The sequence below is a fragment of the Micromonospora foliorum genome (genome assembly GCF_022229015.1).
Taxonomy (GTDB): Bacteria; Actinomycetota; Actinomycetes; order Mycobacteriales; family Micromonosporaceae; genus Micromonospora; species Micromonospora foliorum.
In genome coordinates, this window is sequence record NZ_JAKKFF010000300.1 from 1 (window position 1) to 15,000 (window position 15,000).

A 15,000-nucleotide genomic window follows, 5' to 3' on the forward strand; every position below is an offset into this window, starting at 1 on the left:
AAGCCGGGGCGTTGCCGTAGCCGGCACCGGGCGCGGCGCCGTAACCGTCACCGGCCGCACCGGCGCCGTAGCCGCCCTCCGGGCCGCCCGGAGCGCCGTAGCCGCCGCAAGAGGCGGGGGCGTTGCCGTAACCGCCCGCGCCGTAGCCGGGTGCCGGCTCGTCGCCGTAACCGGCGCCGCCCCAGCCCTGCTGACCCGCGCCGCCGTACGCCTGCGCAGGCGCGCCGTACGGGTCCGGTGGAACGTCGTCGACCACCGGGCGGTGCATCATCGTCGGCGCCTCGCTCAGCGCCGCGCCGCCGACCATGGTCGGGTCCGCTCCGCCGCCGGGACGACCGCCGACCACCCGGGTCTGGTCGTCGGGACCGCGGAACCCGCCCCGCGAGGGCGGCACGACACCGCCGCCACCGGCAGCCGCCGGGGCGTCGTCGTCGTCGCCGTTCTCCCTGCGCTTCATCCAGAGCAGCACGATCGTGCCGACACCGGCGGCGACCAGGAGACCACCCAGCAGGATGATCATGTACGAGCCGAGGCCGCCGCTGTCCTCGTTGTTCGCGGCGTTGGCCGGAGCACCCTGGCTGGCTTCCTCGGTGGGCTCCTCCTCGGTGCCCTCCTCGGTCGCCTCCTCGGTGGGAGTGGCCTCGGGGGTGGCGGACGGGGTGGCGCTGGGCGTCACCTCGACCTTGATCGCGAGGCTGAGCCGCTGCCCGGTGATGGCCTGGCCGGCGCTGGCGTTCAAGGACTTGAAGGCCTTGATGTTGTCGAACGACGCGCCCAGGTCGATCCGTCCGGGCGTGATCGGCTTGTCGGTGGTGCCGGTGAACCGGAAGTTGCCGCTAGCGTCGCTCGTCGCGTCGTAGCGGTGACCGGCGGTGTCCTGGAGAACCACGAAAGCGTTCGGCACGGCCTTGCCGTCCGCCTGCGCGACCACCTTGCCGGCGACCGACCGCACGGTCTGGTTCTGCGGCGGCGGAGGAGCGGCCTTGCCCTTCACGGTCAGCGAGACGGTGGCGGTGTCCGGGCCAGACTCGGCCTCGACGGCCACCGTGACAGTCGCGGTCGCGTCGCCAGCGTTGTCGTTGGCGGCGATCCGGACCAGCACCGACCCTGTCGGGTTGCCCAGGCCGCCGCCGTTGAGTTTGACATCGCCGCAACCACTGGCGCAACTGACGCCGGACGGCAGGCCGGAGAGGCTGACCTTCGCCGACTCGTCGTTGTTACCCCCGGTGACGCGCACGGTGATTGTGGCGTCGCTGCCGGCGTTTACGGTGATTGAGCTGGGGGAAACGCTGACCTCTGCGGCCATGGCTGGTGTGGCGGGGACGGCGAGCAGAGCGCCGGCAACCAGCGCTACGACCACACCGGCCCGCTGCTTCCAGGCACGTCGGTGTGTTGACACGTCCACCGCCTTCCGGGCTGACTTCCCTCTGGCCGGCGGGGCGCCGGGCCGGGGATCATCACGGTACGAATACGCCGTCGGCAACTATGCCTTGTCCGACTGCATGAGCGCGACCCAGGGCCAGCGTCGCGTGTCTGGCCTGGGGGTCGTATCGTCCCGTCGTGTCCTCTCCGCACAGTAAGTCCGCTGCCGTTACGGCCGCGTTGTCGGCGCTCGACGAGGGGCGTACACCCGAACGGCCGGTGTTCCGAGAGGCGGTCCGGTCGTTGTTGGCCGTCCTCGCGGAGCGCGCCCCCGGCCGATCGGTGGAGGTGCGCGTCCCACCATACGGGGCGATCCAGTGCGTACCGGGGCCTCGACACACCAGAGGAAATCCACCAAACGTGGTCGAGATGGCCCCCGCCACCTGGTTGGAGTTGGCGACCGGCAGGGTTGCCTGGGCGGAGGCGGTCACCGACGGTCGCGTCCAGATGAGTGGCAACCGCGCGGACCTCTCGGCGTATCTGCCCCTCTAGTCGTCCCGATGTCCCACTCAGCGTGACGCGGAGCAAGGGAATCGTGACTTTCTGTATTGACGTCGATTCGCGTACACTGTCAGGCGATGACAGTGGTCCCGGCAGAGAAGTGTGGATCCACCCGCGATCCCGCCCAGCCGGTCCAGACCAGCATGAGGGAGCGGTAGGTGCCCCGAGGCGACGGCCGGCTGAGCCACGACCTTGACCCCCAACGACCTGGCCCCCAGGATGCCTGTGGCGTCTTCGGCGTCTGGGCCCCCGGCGAAGAGGTTGCCAATCTGACCTACTTCGGCCTCTACGCCCTGCAGCACCGCGGCCAGGAGGCGGCGGGCATCGCGGTGAGCGATGGGTCCGGCGTGGTGGTCTACAAGGACCTTGGCCTGGTGGCGCAGGTCTTCGACGAGCCCACCCTGGCGAGCCTGCGCGGTCACCTGGCGATCGGGCACGCCCGATACTCCACCACCGGCGCGTCGAACTGGGAGAACGCCCAGCCGACGATCCGGTCGACCACTTCCGGCACGACCATCGCGCTGGCCCACAACGGCAACCTGGTCAACACCGCCGAGCTGGAGAAGGAGGTCGCCGAGCGCGGCCTCATCGCGGACGGTTCGACAAATGACACCTCCCTGGTGACGATGCTGCTCGCCAGCCGACCGGATCTGTCGGTCGAGGCGGCCGCGCTGGAGGTGCTGCCGCAGCTGCGCGGCGCGTTCAGCTTCGTCTTCATGGACGAGTCGACCCTCTACGCGGCCCGCGACCCGCACGGCGTCCGCCCGCTGGTGCTCGGCCGCCTGGAGCGCGGTTGGGTCGTCGCCAGCGAGACGGCCGCCCTGGACATCGTCGGCGCCAGCGTGGTGCGCGAGGTCGAGCCGGGCGAGCTGATCGCGATCGACGAGAACGGCCTGCGCTCCACCCGGTTCGCCGCGCCGGAGCCGAAGGGCTGCCTCTTCGAGTACGTCTACATCGCTCGCCCGGATGCCACGATCGCCGGGCGCAACGTCCACTCGGCGCGGGTGCAGATCGGCCGGCAGTTGGCCAAGGAGCACCCGGTCGAGGCCGACCTGGTGATCCCGGTGCCCGAGTCGGGCACTCCAGCCGCGATCGGGTACGCGGAGGCGTCCGGCATCACGTACGGCGCCGGTCTGATGAAGAACCCGTACGTGGGGCGCACCTTCATCCAGCCGTCGCAGACCCTGCGTCAGCTCGGCATCCGGCTCAAGCTGAACCCGCTGCGGGAGAACGTCCGCGGCAAGCGGTTGGTGGTGGTGGACGACTCGATCGTGCGCGGTAACACGCAGCGCGCCATCGTGCGGATGCTGCGTGAGGCGGGGGCGCTGGAGGTGCACGTCCGGATCTCCTCCCCGCCGGTGAGCTGGCCGTGCTTCTACGGCATCGACTTCGCCACCCGGGCGGAGCTGCTGGCCAACGGGTTGGACAACGACGGCATCCGGCGCTCCATCGGCGCCGACACGCTGGGGTTCGTTTCCCTTCCCGGCCTGATCGCCGCGACCGAGCAGCCGAAGACCCGGCTGTGTCGGGCGTGTTTCGATGGGGAGTACCCGATCGAGTTGCCGGCCGGCAACCTGATCGGCAAGCACGTGCTCGAAGGGGTGGGTCGACGCGTCGCCAACTCGGCGCCGGAGACCCCGCACACCAACGGCTCGTCCGTCGCCACTCCGGGTGGCGTTACCGCAAACCGCCCGTAGCACCAACCGGCGCGGCCCGGCTACCGCCGGCGGCACCGAGAACCAAAGGGGAGAACCGTGACGCACGTGTCCGAGCGCAGCGGCGCAGGAAGCAGCCCGACCGGCGCCGGCGGCGACCGCCAGCCCTGGACGGGCGGTGCTGGCCGCCAGGCGCGCAAACGCTCGGTCTCGTACGCCGACGCCGGCGTCTCCATCGACGCGGGCGACCGCGCGGTGGAGCTGCTCAAGTCGAAGGTGCGGCAGACCCGCCGCCCCGAGGTGCTCGGTGACCTCGGTGGCTTCGCGGGCCTGTTCCGCCTGGACACGAAGAAGTACAAGAGCCCGATCCTGGCGTCCTCCACCGACGGGGTGGGCACCAAGCTGGTGATCGCCCAGCAGATGGACATTCACGACACGGTCGGCATCGACCTGGTCGCGATGGTCGTCGACGACCTGGTGGCCTGCGGCGCCGAGCCGCTGTTCCTGCTCGACTACATCGCCACCGGCGAGGTCGTCCCGGACAAGGTCGCCGAGATCGGCGCGGGCATCGCCGACGGCTGCCGCTACGCCGGCTGCGCGCTGCTGGGCGGGGAGACCGCCGAGCACCCCGGCGTGCTGCGCCCGGACGAGTACGACATCTCCGCGACCGGTGTGGGCGTGGTCGAGGAAGCCGACATCCTCAGCCCGGAGCGGGTCGAGGTGGGCGACGTGGTGATCGCCATGCGCTCCTCCGGCCTGCACTCCAACGGCTACTCGCTGGTCCGGCACGTGCTGCTGGGCGCGGCCCGGATGCGTCTGGACATCGTGATCGACGACTTCGGTCGGCAGCGGACCCTCGGTGAGGAGCTGCTCACCCCGACCAAGATCTACGCCAAGGACTGCCTCAAGCTGATCGCCGAGGCCGAGGTGCGGGCGCTGTCCCACATCACCGGTGGCGGCATCCCCGGCAACCTGGTCCGGGTGCTGCCCGAGCACGTCGACGCGGTGGTCAACCGGTCCACCTGGAAGCCGCAGCCGATCTTCGACCTGATCCAGACGAAGGGTCGGATCGACGACCACGACATGGAGTCGACCTTCAACATGGGCGTCGGCATGTTCGCGATCGTTTCCGCCGAGGACGCCGACCGGGCGCTGGCCACTCTGACCGGCCGTGGCGTCGAGGCGTGGCAAGCGGGCGAGATCATCGAGGGCACCGGCAACGTGCAGATGGTTGGCCAGCACACCCGGGGATGATCACAGTCTGGTGATCGTACGGGCACCTGATCAGGGCTTCACCCGAGTGGCCAATGCCGCCTAGCCTGAAGGGCTCAGGCTAGGCGGAGGAGGGCGATGGCTGCTCGGGGACAGTCGTTCAGCGGGATGCGCGGTCTGGCCGCCGTCCCGTCGTACGTCGTCATGCAGCCCACCACCCTCTGCAACCTCGACTGCGCGTACTGCTACCTGCCGTTTCGGGCCGCCGACCGCCGGATGCCGGTGGCGGTGGCCGAGGCGGTCGCGGTCGCGGTCAACCCGTGGGCGGCGAACGGTCGCTTCTCCGTCGTGTGGCATGGCGGCGAGCCCCTGGCCGCCGGTCGAGAGCACCTGGCCGACCTGATCGCGCCATTCGGGCCCGAGGTCGAGCATCACGTGCAGACCAACGCCACCCTCATCGACGACGACTGGTGCGATTTCTTCGTACGGCACGAGATGCGGGTGAGCGTGAGCGTCGACGGGCCCCGGGCGCGCAACGGCGACCGGGTCAACCGGGGCGGTCAGCCGGCGTACGACCGGATTCTGCACGGCATCTCGGCGCTGCGCCGTCGCGGTCTGCCCTTCTCGGCGTTGGCCGTGGTGTCCCGGCCGGAGCCGGGGCTCGCCACCGAGCTGTACGACTACTTCCTTGAGTTGGGCTGCGACGTGCTGGGCATCAACATCGAGGAGACCGAGGGGGTCAACACCCGCGACAACCGCCACGACCCGTTGGCGGTTTCCGCGTTCTGGGCGGAGTTGGTCGGGGCGTGGCGTCGGGAGCCCCGGATCCACCTCCGCGAGATCGAGTGGTCGTTGCGCTACGCCGCGGCGGTGCTCGACAACTCGGCGGACGGGGTTCTGCCTCGCCAACTGGACCCGATCCCGACCATCGGTCACGACGGCTCGGTGATCGTCCTCAGCCCGGAGTTGGCCGGTTTCACCGACCCGCACTACGGCGACTTCAGCAGCGGCAACGTGCTGACGACCCCGTTGGCGCAGATCCTCGGCGACGCGGCGGCGACGCCGTGGGTGGGGGAGTTCCTGGCCGGGGTGGAGGCGTGTCGGGCGTCCTGCCCGTACTTCGGCTTCTGCGGCGGTGGCCATGCCGCCAACCGTTACTTCGAGCTGGGGCGTTTTGACGGTACGGAGACCGAGCACTGCCGCAACAGCAAGATCCGCCTACTGGAGGGAGTGTTGGAGCATGCCCGAGACCACGAGTCACCGGCGGCCTGAACGCGAAGCGGACGACGGAGTCACCGAACGGGTGCGAGACGCGGCTCCCGCGCTCGTCGCGCTGCTCCAGGAGGCCGAGGACGCACGGCGGCTGCGCTCGGAGGTGTCGGGCGGAGACGGCTCCAGCGCGGTCTGTGCCTGGAACCACTTCGAGAACATCCCGACGTTCTACAACTGGAACAATCGCCCGCGCTGAGGGGAGCCGTTGTCAGGGGCCTGTCGAGCGGCCGGATGGCTCCGGTCGGGCCAGGCCCCTGATCGTCGGCGGCTGCACCTGCACAGTACGCGCGTGAGCACGCGGGGGTTACCGCGTGCTCAGCTGCGTCGAGAGGTCAGCGGGTCGGACGGACCCAGGGATCCGGATCGTCGTCCGCGTGATCCTCATCATCGTCGTCGACGAACTCTTTAGAGTCGTCGTCGAAGTGGTGCTCAGACTTACCAGCACCCGCCAGTTCGCGCTGCAAAGCGGTGAGGTCGGTGTTCGGGGAGTGGTACTTCAACTCCCGCGCCACCTTAGTCTGCTTGGCCTTAGCACGGCCGCGCCCCATGGCTCGACCCCCTCGCACAGAATGCGGGGCAGCCCGAAGGCGGGCCCCGATGACGTCAGGCATCTCTCGTGGCTCTTACGGTACATGGGGATGCCACCGTTCGGCACCTCGGGTTACCGTCAGCCGGCTCTGCGCGTCGCGTCGATCCGGCCGTCACCCAGTGTACCGGGTAAGGAGCGGAACGGTTAGCGCCCGTGACACCGGACAAACCGCATCAAAATTGACCCGGGCTCAGCTTACCCAGCTGGACCCGGCGTCGGGGGCCCGGAGGCGGATCTCGTCGATCCGCCCCCGGGAACGGACCGCTCAGCGCAGGTGGATCGCGCGCAGCCGGCCGACGTCCGCCATCCGCCGCTCCGCCAGCCGGTCGGCGGCCACGGCCGGGGGCACGCCCTCCGCGTCAGCCAGGTGCAGGATCTCGCGGGTGGTGTCGTAGATCCGGGTCGCCCGCAGCTTCGCCCGGTCGAAGTTGAAGCCCTCGATCTCGTCGGCCACCTGGATGACGCCGCCCGCGTTGACCACGTAGTCCGGGGTGTAGAGGATGCCCCGGTCGGCCAGCAGCTTCTCGATGCCCGGGTGGGCGAGCTGGTTGTTCGCCGCCCCGGTCACCACCTTGGCGCGCAACGCCGGCACGGTGTCGTCGTTCAGGGCGCCGCCCAGCGCGCACGGCGCGTACACGTCGAGGTCCGCGGCGACCAGCGCGCTGGAGTCGTCGACGAGGGTGACCTGCGGGTGGTTGGTGCGCACCCAGGCCAGCGCCTTCGGGTTGACGTCGGTGGCGACCACCTCGGCGCCATCCTCCAGCAGGTGCCCGGTGAGGTACTTACCGACCTTGCCCAGGCCGGCCACACCGACCCGCCGGCCCCGCAGGCTCGGGGTGCCCCACACGTGCTCGGCCGCGGCCCGCATCCCCTGGAAGACACCCCAGGCGGTGAGGATCGACGAGTCGCCGGCGCCACCGTGCTCCACGCTGCGCCCGGTCACGTAGCGAGTCTCCCGGGCCACCACGTCCATGTCCGCCACGTACGTGCCGACATCACAGGCGGTGTAGTAGCGGCCACCCAGGGACTCCACGAAGCGGCCGTACGCGCGCAGCAGCGCCTCGCTCTTGATCTGCTCCGGGTCACCCCAGATGACGGCCTTGCCGCCGCCCAGGTCCAGCCCGGCGAGCGCGTTCTTGTACGCCATCCCACGGGACAGGTCCAGCACGTCGGCGAGGGCGTCGTCCTCGCTCGCGTACGGGTAGAAGCGGGTGCCGCCGAGCGCCGGGCCCAGCGCCGTGGAGTAGATCCCGATGATCGCCTTCAGGCCGCTCTGCTTGTCCTGGCAGAACACGACCTGTTCGTGACCGGTCGATACCGGGTCGTCGGTGCTCGCGAATACGCCCATGGTTGGCTCCTACGGTGGTGTGCGTCCTTGTGGGACGCGGACCTGGTGGACCCCGGCGGGGATGCTGCCGGTGTGATCGAGCCTAGTATCGGCTGCCCTGCGGGCGCTCGACGCGCCACCGCCGTCCCATGTTGCGGCGCGCGTGCTCCGGCCGCTGGGCGCGTACGGGCGTGGTTCGTGGGAGGATCGCGCGGTGCCGTCGCTCTTCGCTTCTTACCTGCGCGTGTACGAACCGTTGGCCGCCTTCGATCGAGACCGGCAGAGCTACTGGCGCCGCTACGTCTCCGAGGGGCGGGCGGTGGCTCCGGTCGAGGGGCCCGGTCGGCAGCGGACGGCGGTGATCGAGGCGCTGGGCGCCGGCTGGACCCGGCTACCGGACCTGCCGGAGGAGGCGTACGTCCTGGAGACGGACGACGGCCTGCTGGTCTGCCCGTGGAACCTGCGCATCCGGGTCGCTGAGGCGGCGCTGAGCGCCCGGGACGGGGTGCCCTCGGTGCTCGCCGACGCCTTCGTGCCGCCGGTGCTCGCCGGACAGGCCAGGGCGGTGGTGGACGACTGGCGCAGTGGGGCCCGGGTGCTGGAGCACGGGGTGCCCCGGGTGCACGAGCAGATCGCCACCTGGGGCGTACCGCTGCGGTGGTTCGTGCTCTTCGACCCGGCGGAGCGGGACCTGGTCACCCAGCCGGGCCGGCGGGCGCTGCGCTACCGCACCGAGATCTCCAAGGCGCGACGCCGCTCGTCACGGGCGCTGTCGGTGCTGCGCAAGTCGGTGGGCGAGGCGCCGATCACCGAGGCGGTGGAGGAGGCGGCCCGCTGGCTGGAGGAGTTCCACCCGCGGTCCGTGGTGGAGCTGGACTACGGCGGTTTGGTCGACCTGCTCTCCGACGACACGCTCGCCGCTGACGACTCGCCCGAACTGGTTGCCGGTGGTCTCGCGGGGCTGTCCCGCGGCGAGGCCGAGGAGGCGTCCGCCGCGTACGACAAGTTGGTGGCTCGGTGGCGCGCGGTGCAGCTTTTGGAGCGGTGCAACTAGGGCATATCACCCTAGGAGCGCTCCCAAGGTGAGTTGCGCTCGTAGTTGACGCATCACGAACCGTGATCATGAGTCCGAATAAGGTACTTTCTGCCGTGTAAAAGTCGTAAAAATCGGGCATGGTTCATCCGTCCGTCTAGGGACCTTCATCCGTTCGGCCCATGTCGGACATCGGGGACTAGCCGGACCATGGGAGACGCGTCGGCCGGCGGGACCCCGGCCGATGTCTATACATGTGGAGGAGTGACCGATGGCATCGCGAACGCACGAACCAGAGCCGCTACTCACGCCGGCCGAGGTGGCGTCGATGTTCCGGGTCGACCCGAAGACGGTGACCCGGTGGGCCAAGGCTGGCAAGCTCAGTGCCATCCGCACCCTGGGTGGCCACCGTCGGTACCGTGAGTCGGAGGTCAGGGCGCTGCTGCAGGGCCAGATCCCGCAGCAGCGGCAGGGCGACTGAGCCGGCGATAGTTCTTCGTCAGGGGCGGTGGATCTCGATCCGCCGCCCCTTTCCATGCCCGCCGAACACGACGCCGGCCGCCGAACACGACGCGCCCGCCGAACACGACGCCGGCCGCGGGTCAGCGCTGCGGCTCGGCCAACGTCACCCGGATGCCGACCGTGCCGCCCTCGTCGCGGCGCAACCGGCTGGCCAGCAGGCTCAACCGGCCGATCAGGCGGTACTTGTGCTTCAGCAGGTCCCGGACCCGACCGGTGTCACTGGACCCGTAGATCGTTGCGTGAGCTGACACCTCAGCCCCGTGTGGCCGGCCCCGCACGTCGCACGGTGCCACTGTCACCTCGCCGTTGCGGCGGATCCGCTTCACCTTGCCCGAGTCGGCCCGGGTCCAGACCGCCAACGCCTCGCCGTCGCGTACCGCCCAGACCGGAGTCGGCACCGCCCGACCGTCCTTGCGGAAGGTCGTGAGCAGGATGTATTTCTCGGCCGACAGCCGGTCCAGCGTGGTCACGCCGCCAGGATACGGCCGGCGCGGGCCACTGAGTGGCCGGATAGCGTGAACGTCGTGACGGTTGAGCCTCTAATCGGTGACGTGGTCGGTGAACTGCTGCGAGACACGCTCGCCGTGGCCACCGGGGTGGGGCCCCGGCCCCTGGTCGGGGGTCGACTGCCGCGACCGGTCATCGAGATCATCGAACGGGACGACGGTCTGATCAACGGCGCGCCGGCCGCGCACTACCTGGACGGGCCGGCGGAGTGGCAGCCGTACGACCACCGCGCGGTGGACCGGGCGAGCGGCGAGACGTTGGACGTCGGCACCGGAGCCGGCCGGATCGCGCTGCGGCTCCAGGAGCTCGGCGTACCGGTCACCGGGCTGGACACCTCCGCGGGCGCGCTGCAGGTGAGTCGGCGTCGCGGGGTCCGGCGGCTGGTGCACGGGACCGTCGACACGCACGTCGCCGACGGCCCGCGGTACGACACGTTCCTGCTGCTCGGCAACAACCTCGGGCTGTTCGAGGGGCGGGAGCGCGCTCCCGGGTTCCTGGCCGCGCTCGCCGCGCTGGCCCGACCGGGGGCGCAGATCATCGCGCAGGGCACCGACCCGTACGGCACCCGCGACCCCCTGCACACCGGCTATCACGAGCGCAACCGTCGGCGCGGCCGGCTCGGTGGCCAGTTGCGGTTGCGGCTGCGCTACCGCGAGTTGAGCACCGAGTGGTTCGACTACCTGGTCTGCTCGGCCGACGAGTTCGCCGGCCTCGTGCACGGCAGCGGCTGGCGGTTGACCGATGTGGACGACCGGGACGCCCCCTACTACCTGGCAACCCTGCGCCTCGGGGACTGAGCGAGGCCCCCGCCCTCCGCCGGGCGGAGAGCGAGGGCCGTCGTACGTCTCAGACCTGAACGGTCGGGGGAAGCTGCTCGGGCGGAAGGCCGCCGTCACCGTCGACCACCTCGTCCGGCTGGCCGTCCTCGTCGATGTCGACCATGGTGATGTCCACCTTGCCGTCACCGTCGGTGTCGAACTGGAACAGGTCGGCCTTGCCGTCGCCGTCGGTGTCCACCACCCACACGTCGGTCTTGCCGTCGTTGTTGGTGTCGGCGCGCAGAAGCTCGACCCGCTCGTCGCCTCGGGTCTCCACGGTCTCCCCGTCGGTGACGCTCTCCGGTGCCTGGCTCATCTCGGTGTGGTCCTTCCCTCGGTTGACGGGCGGTCATTACCCGATCCCGCGCTCCCCCAAGCCTGGGCCGGGTCGTCGCGCTGTCTAGGGTCGCACCATGAGCGAGCGGAGCGGGCGGGACACCCGTGCCGGTGCGGCGGGGACCCCGCGCGCCGGCGGGCGGGACAGGGAGGCGTGATGAGCGATCGTTTCGTGGTCGTCGGTGCCGGCACGATGGGGCTCGGCATCGCCTACGTGGCGGCCGGTGCCGGGCATGCCGTCGAGTTGGTCGAGGTGGACCCCCAGCGGGGTGCTGCCGCGCTGAGCCGGCTCGCCGAACTGTGGGAGCGGGCGGTGCAGCGCGGGAAGCTGAGCGCCGACGAGGCCGCCACCAACCGACAGCGGGTGACGCTGCGTCCGACCCTCGCCGAGGTCGCTCCCGCCCCCGAGGTGATCGTGGAGGCGGTGCCGGAGCGCCTCGACCTCAAGCGCGCGGTGCTGCGGGACGCCGCCGCGCTGCGTCCGGCCCTGCTGGGCAGCAACACCTCCAGCATCGCCATCGGCGCGCTGGCCGCCGAGCTGGACGCGCCCGAGCGCTTCCTCGGCCTGCACTTCTTCAACCCGGTCTGGGCGATGGCGCTGCTGGAGATCGTGGTCGGCCCGGCCACCGCCGAGGAGACCACCGCCGCGGCCGTCGCGCTCGCCGGCCGGCTGGGCAAGGACCCCGTCGTCGTACGCGACATGCCCGGCTTCGCCACCTCCCGGCTCGGGGTCACCCTCGGACTGGAGGCGATCCGGATGGTCGCCGACGAGGTGGCCAGCCCGGCGGACATCGACAAGGCCATGGTCCTCGGCTACCGGCATCCGATCGGGCCGCTGGAGCTCACCGACCTGGTCGGCCTCGACGTGCGGCTGGACATCGCCCGCACCCTCCAGGCCGCGTACGGGGACCGCTTCGCGCCGCCGCCGCTGCTGGTGGAGATGGTGGCCGCTGGGCGGCTGGGTAAGAAGTCCGGGCAGGGCTTCTACCGCTGGGAAGGCGGTGTCAAGCAGTGAGCGCGAGGAGTGAGCTTGCGAGCCCCGCAGTCGCGAACGGAAGGTCGGCAGAGTGAGCGGGTTACGGATCGAGGAGCGGCCCGACCGGCTGGTGGTCACGCTTGACCGGCCGGAGAAGCGCAACGCCATCGACGCCGACCTGATCGCCGAGCTGCACCAGGTCTGCGCCGAGTTGGAGGCGCGCCCGCGCCTGCTGCTGCTCACCGGCGGCGCGGCGGGCATCTTCGCCGGTGGCGCCGACATCGGCCAGCTCCGCGAACGGGGCCGCACGGACGCCCTCGCCGCGATCAACTCGGCCGCCTTCGCCCGCATCCGGGCGCTGCCGATGCCGACCGTGGCGGCCGTCGACGGGCCGGCGTTGGGCGGTGGCGCGGAGCTGGCGTACGCCTGCGATCTGCGGGTGTGCACGGCGCGGGCGGTCTTCGGCCAGCCGGAGGTGCGGTTGGGCATCCTGGCCGGCGCCGGCGCGACCCACCGGTTGCCCGCGTTGATCGGTGAGGGCCGGGCCAAGGAGCTGCTCTTCACCGGCCGGCGGGTGGACGCCACCGAGGCGCTGCGGATCGGCCTGGTGAACCGGGTGGTGGACGAGCCCGGCGAGCTGCTGACGGTGGCGCACGCGTTGCTGGACGAGATCGCCCTGGGCTCACCGTTGGCGGTGCGGCTGACCAAGCTGGCGGTGGACGCGCCCGCCGCCGCACACCCGCACCTCGACCTGGTCAGCCAGGCGGTGCTCTTCGAGGACGACGAGAAGCACCGCCGGATGACCGAGTTCCTGGAGCGCCGCCGGGCCCGCTGATCCCACGTACCAGAAACGGCCGCACCGGCGGGAAGCCGGTGCGGCCGTCGTGGGCCTCCGGGTCCTGCTTACTGGCGGATCTGCACCCCGGCGTCGGCCAGGCCGCGGATCACCTGGGCGGACTCCCCGAAACCGATGATCAGTACGGCGTCCGCGCCGAATTCCTTGATCTCCTTCGCGCCGCCGCTGAAGTCGACAGGCGCGGCCTTCGCATCGGCCGGCGGCTCGTACGTCAACAGCTTGAGCCGGTCAGTGGCGATACCGGCCTTCTCCAGCTCGTCGCGGACGGTGCCCTGCAGGCCCTCACCGTAGGAGTCCTTGCGGGCGACGATGACGATCTTCTGTGACCCGTCGCGGAGGATCACGTCGGCCAGCGCCCGGCCCTGGAGGCTGTCCGGCGGGGCGGTGCGGAAGTAGAGACCCCCGTCCTCCACGTCGGTCAGGCTGCTGTCGGTGTTGGACGGGGAGAAGAGGATCTTCCCGGCCTGCACCACGTCCGGCAGCACCGCCCGGGAGATGCCCGAACCGCCCGCGCCGATGATCACGCTGACGCCGTCCGTCACGTGCTTGGCCACCGTGGCCTTGGCCACTGCCGGGTTGGTGCCGTCGTCGCCGTCCAGCCACGTCACCGGCTTGCCCAGTGCGCCGCTGGCGGCGTTGATCTCCCTGATCGCCAGCGCGGCGCCGGCGGCCATCGGCGGGTAGGCAATCGCGAGGTCACCGGTCTTCGGCAACAGGCCGCCGAGGATCAGCGGCTCCTGGTCGTCGTTGCCGCCCGCGCGCTGCTTCTTCGGCTTCGGCGGCGTCTTGGTGCTCGCCGCCGACTCGATGCCCGCGCCGACGAACTCGGTCTTACCGTCGTTGATCTGCTGCCCGTCGAAGGTCAGCGTGGCGTAGCTCGCGGTGGCCGGCTCACCCTTGTCGGTGAAGCCCGCCCGGGTCAGCGAGACGCCGCGGTACTCGATGTCCTGTCCGTTGCGGGCGAGCGCGAGACAGCTCGCCGGGTCTTCGCAGCGCTGCCCGTCGTTGGTCACGGCGACGATCTGCTTCGCGATGGCAGCCGGGTCGGTGCTTCCGGCCAGCTGAGCGGCGAGCACGGCGATCACCACCGCGTCGTACGTCTCGGCGGAGTACAGGTAGTCCGTCAGCGCCGGATTGACGGCCCGTAGCCGGCTCTTGAAGTCGTCCGGCAGCGGAACGAGGGGCGTGGTGCCCTTCATCCCGTCGACGAGACTGGCCCGTTCCTTCAACTCCGCGGGATAGGAGTTGAGCATGTTGCCGTCCGTGCCGTAGAGGCGCACCTGTTGGGCGCTTGCCTCCTCGGGCTTGTCATCCCCGCAAGCGCTTGTGGCGAGCAGGATCGTCGCGCAGGCAGCCAGTGTGGCTACCCGCGAGCGGCGTGATTCGAACATGGTCGTCCTTCCTCCGGCGAAGGTCCGCTGCGCACATTAGCGTGCCGAGGCCGGCGGCGGGACCGTGGAGGTGGCGTAATGCGCAGGTAGCTCGCGTTGAACACGCACAGTGACGGTTGCGGGGAAGCTTGACCACCCGTCCTACTGTGCGCTGCGTGACGGACCTACCACAGCAGACGTTCGATGACGCGGCCGCCGTGCTCCGCTCGGCGCTGACCGGCGATGGAGACGCGGTGGTGGGAGCGTTCGACGCGGTCGTCGACCGGGCCGGCCTGAGCGGCGCGTACGGGGTCGCCTGGTGCCTGGCCGCGACCATGCTCGGTGACGCGCCGGCGGCCAGTGGGGCCGCGCTCGACTTTCCGGGGATCGACCAGGCCGGGTACGACACCCGCTGGGTGGCCCGCTTCGTCAGCGCGTACGCGAATCGGGACGAACCGACCGGCGAGGCCCTGTTCGGCGCGGCGGCGGCCGACGGGCTGCTCCCCGACTGCCTGCTCACGCTCGCCGGTTCGACGATCGCCACCCTGCGCAGCCGGGCCGGCTGAGCGACCCCGCCGGGTGACGCGCCGCCGGTGCGCGGCTG

General features: G+C 70.8%; 16 protein-coding genes and 1 pseudogene. 11 read left to right on the forward strand and 6 right to left on the reverse strand.

Features of this window, described 5'->3' with window-relative positions; all coding sequences use genetic code 11:
- Positions 1–1,399: pseudogene (locus tag PSH25_RS21625) on the reverse strand (carboxypeptidase regulatory-like domain-containing protein); the annotation flags it as partial.
- Between the two features lie 161 nt (positions 1,400–1,560).
- On the opposite strand from PSH25_RS21625, the gene PSH25_RS21630 reads away from it, so the two are divergent.
- From PSH25_RS21630 to amcA, 5 genes are all read left to right on the forward strand, one after another.
- A complete protein-coding gene (locus PSH25_RS21630) occupies positions 1,561–1,914 on the forward strand; it encodes a sterol carrier family protein (RefSeq protein ID WP_238660814.1) in 354 nt (117 codons plus the stop codon).
- Positions 1,915–2,081: 167 nt separating this feature from the next.
- Entirely contained in the window at positions 2,082–3,620 is a 1,539-nt protein-coding gene (gene purF, locus PSH25_RS21635) for an amidophosphoribosyltransferase (RefSeq protein ID WP_238660815.1), read from the forward strand.
- Between the two features lie 57 nt (positions 3,621–3,677).
- On the forward strand, positions 3,678–4,832 hold the full coding sequence (gene purM / locus PSH25_RS21640) for a phosphoribosylformylglycinamidine cyclo-ligase (RefSeq protein WP_196920530.1): 1,155 nt from the start codon (positions 3,678–3,680) through the stop codon (positions 4,830–4,832).
- Positions 4,833–4,958: 126 nt separating this feature from the next.
- A complete protein-coding gene (amcB, locus tag PSH25_RS21645) occupies positions 4,959–6,062 on the forward strand; it encodes a cyclophane-forming radical SAM peptide maturase AmcB (protein ID WP_308193712.1) in 1,104 nt (367 codons plus the stop codon).
- The gene (gene amcA / locus PSH25_RS21650) at positions 6,031–6,258 is read left to right on the forward strand and encodes a multiple cyclophane-containing RiPP AmcA (protein WP_124821604.1); all 228 of its coding nucleotides are present in this window, start codon (positions 6,031–6,033) and stop codon (positions 6,256–6,258) included. The genes amcB and amcA overlap by 32 nt, the downstream gene beginning before the upstream one ends.
- Before the next feature lie 136 nt (positions 6,259–6,394).
- On the opposite strand, the gene PSH25_RS21655 is transcribed toward amcA, so the two are convergent.
- Positions 6,395–6,610, reverse strand: a complete 216-nt coding sequence (locus PSH25_RS21655; RefSeq protein ID WP_030332207.1) for a DUF3073 domain-containing protein — start codon at positions 6,608–6,610, stop codon at positions 6,395–6,397.
- A 306-nt stretch (positions 6,611–6,916) separates the two neighbouring features.
- On the reverse strand, positions 6,917–7,999 hold the full coding sequence (locus PSH25_RS21660; protein ID WP_196920532.1) for a Leu/Phe/Val dehydrogenase: 1,083 nt from the start codon (positions 7,997–7,999) through the stop codon (positions 6,917–6,919).
- A gap of 193 nt (positions 8,000–8,192) precedes the next feature.
- On the opposite strand from PSH25_RS21660, the gene PSH25_RS21665 reads away from it, so the two are divergent.
- Together PSH25_RS21665 and PSH25_RS21670 are read left to right on the forward strand one after the other, a co-directional pair.
- The gene (locus PSH25_RS21665; RefSeq protein ID WP_238660817.1) at positions 8,193–9,032 is read left to right on the forward strand and encodes a DUF8083 family protein; all 840 of its coding nucleotides are present in this window, start codon (positions 8,193–8,195) and stop codon (positions 9,030–9,032) included.
- A gap of 250 nt (positions 9,033–9,282) precedes the next feature.
- Entirely contained in the window at positions 9,283–9,492 is a 210-nt protein-coding gene (locus PSH25_RS21670; protein WP_007073996.1) for a BldC family transcriptional regulator, read from the forward strand.
- Between the two features lie 121 nt (positions 9,493–9,613).
- Here PSH25_RS21670 and PSH25_RS21675 read toward each other — a convergent pair whose 3' ends face one another.
- Positions 9,614–10,003 (reverse strand): PPOX class F420-dependent oxidoreductase, encoded by a 390-nt coding sequence (locus PSH25_RS21675; RefSeq protein WP_238660818.1) that lies wholly within the window; start codon positions 10,001–10,003, stop codon positions 9,614–9,616.
- 54 nt (positions 10,004–10,057) lie between these two features.
- Between PSH25_RS21675 and PSH25_RS21680 the strand changes: the two genes are divergently transcribed.
- Positions 10,058–10,837 carry a class I SAM-dependent methyltransferase gene (locus PSH25_RS21680; protein WP_238660819.1) on the forward strand — a complete coding sequence of 260 codons (780 nt, stop codon included), beginning with the start codon at positions 10,058–10,060 and terminating at the stop codon, positions 10,835–10,837.
- Between the two features lie 49 nt (positions 10,838–10,886).
- Here the strand turns inward: PSH25_RS21680 and PSH25_RS21685 are convergent, their stop codons facing one another.
- Positions 10,887–11,174: a hypothetical protein gene (locus tag PSH25_RS21685; RefSeq protein ID WP_238660820.1), complete on the reverse strand. Its 288-nt coding sequence runs from the start codon at positions 11,172–11,174 to the stop codon at positions 10,887–10,889.
- 177 nt (positions 11,175–11,351) lie between these two features.
- Here PSH25_RS21685 and PSH25_RS21690 point away from each other — a divergent pair, with 177 nt between their 5' ends.
- Both PSH25_RS21690 and PSH25_RS21695 read left to right on the forward strand, forming a co-directional pair.
- A complete protein-coding gene (locus PSH25_RS21690; RefSeq protein WP_238660821.1) occupies positions 11,352–12,209 on the forward strand; it encodes a 3-hydroxyacyl-CoA dehydrogenase family protein in 858 nt (285 codons plus the stop codon).
- A 52-nt stretch (positions 12,210–12,261) separates the two neighbouring features.
- Positions 12,262–13,005 carry an enoyl-CoA hydratase/isomerase family protein gene (locus tag PSH25_RS21695; RefSeq protein ID WP_238660822.1) on the forward strand — a complete coding sequence of 248 codons (744 nt, stop codon included), beginning with the start codon at positions 12,262–12,264 and terminating at the stop codon, positions 13,003–13,005.
- 68 nt (positions 13,006–13,073) lie between these two features.
- Here the strand turns inward: PSH25_RS21695 and PSH25_RS21700 are convergent, their stop codons facing one another.
- Positions 13,074–14,417, reverse strand: a complete 1,344-nt coding sequence (locus PSH25_RS21700; protein ID WP_238660823.1) for an ABC transporter substrate-binding protein — start codon at positions 14,415–14,417, stop codon at positions 13,074–13,076.
- A gap of 155 nt (positions 14,418–14,572) precedes the next feature.
- Here PSH25_RS21700 and PSH25_RS21705 point away from each other — a divergent pair, with 155 nt between their 5' ends.
- Entirely contained in the window at positions 14,573–14,962 is a 390-nt protein-coding gene (locus PSH25_RS21705) for a hypothetical protein (RefSeq protein ID WP_124777657.1), read from the forward strand.
- Positions 14,963–15,000 lie beyond the last annotated feature (38 nt).

Excerpts from the sequence above, each read along its gene's own strand:
- PSH25_RS21670 (WP_007073996.1), top strand. The coding sequence starts at position 9,283 with ATGGCATCGCGAACGCACGAACCAGAGCCGCTACTCACGCCGGCCGAG.
- PSH25_RS21700 (WP_238660823.1), bottom strand. The coding sequence starts at position 14,417 with ATGTTCGAATCACGCCGCTCGCGGGTAGCCACACTGGCTGCCTGCGCG.
- PSH25_RS21655 (WP_030332207.1), bottom strand. The coding sequence starts at position 6,610 with ATGGGGCGCGGCCGTGCTAAGGCCAAGCAGACTAAGGTGGCGCGGGAG.
- PSH25_RS21660 (WP_196920532.1), bottom strand. The coding sequence starts at position 7,999 with ATGGGCGTATTCGCGAGCACCGACGACCCGGTATCGACCGGTCACGAA.
- amcA (WP_124821604.1), top strand. The coding sequence starts at position 6,031 with ATGCCCGAGACCACGAGTCACCGGCGGCCTGAACGCGAAGCGGACGAC.
- amcB (WP_308193712.1), top strand. The coding sequence starts at position 4,959 with ATGCGCGGTCTGGCCGCCGTCCCGTCGTACGTCGTCATGCAGCCCACC.
- PSH25_RS21685 (WP_238660820.1), bottom strand. The coding sequence starts at position 11,174 with ATGAGCCAGGCACCGGAGAGCGTCACCGACGGGGAGACCGTGGAGACC.
- PSH25_RS21690 (WP_238660821.1), top strand. The coding sequence starts at position 11,352 with ATGAGCGATCGTTTCGTGGTCGTCGGTGCCGGCACGATGGGGCTCGGC.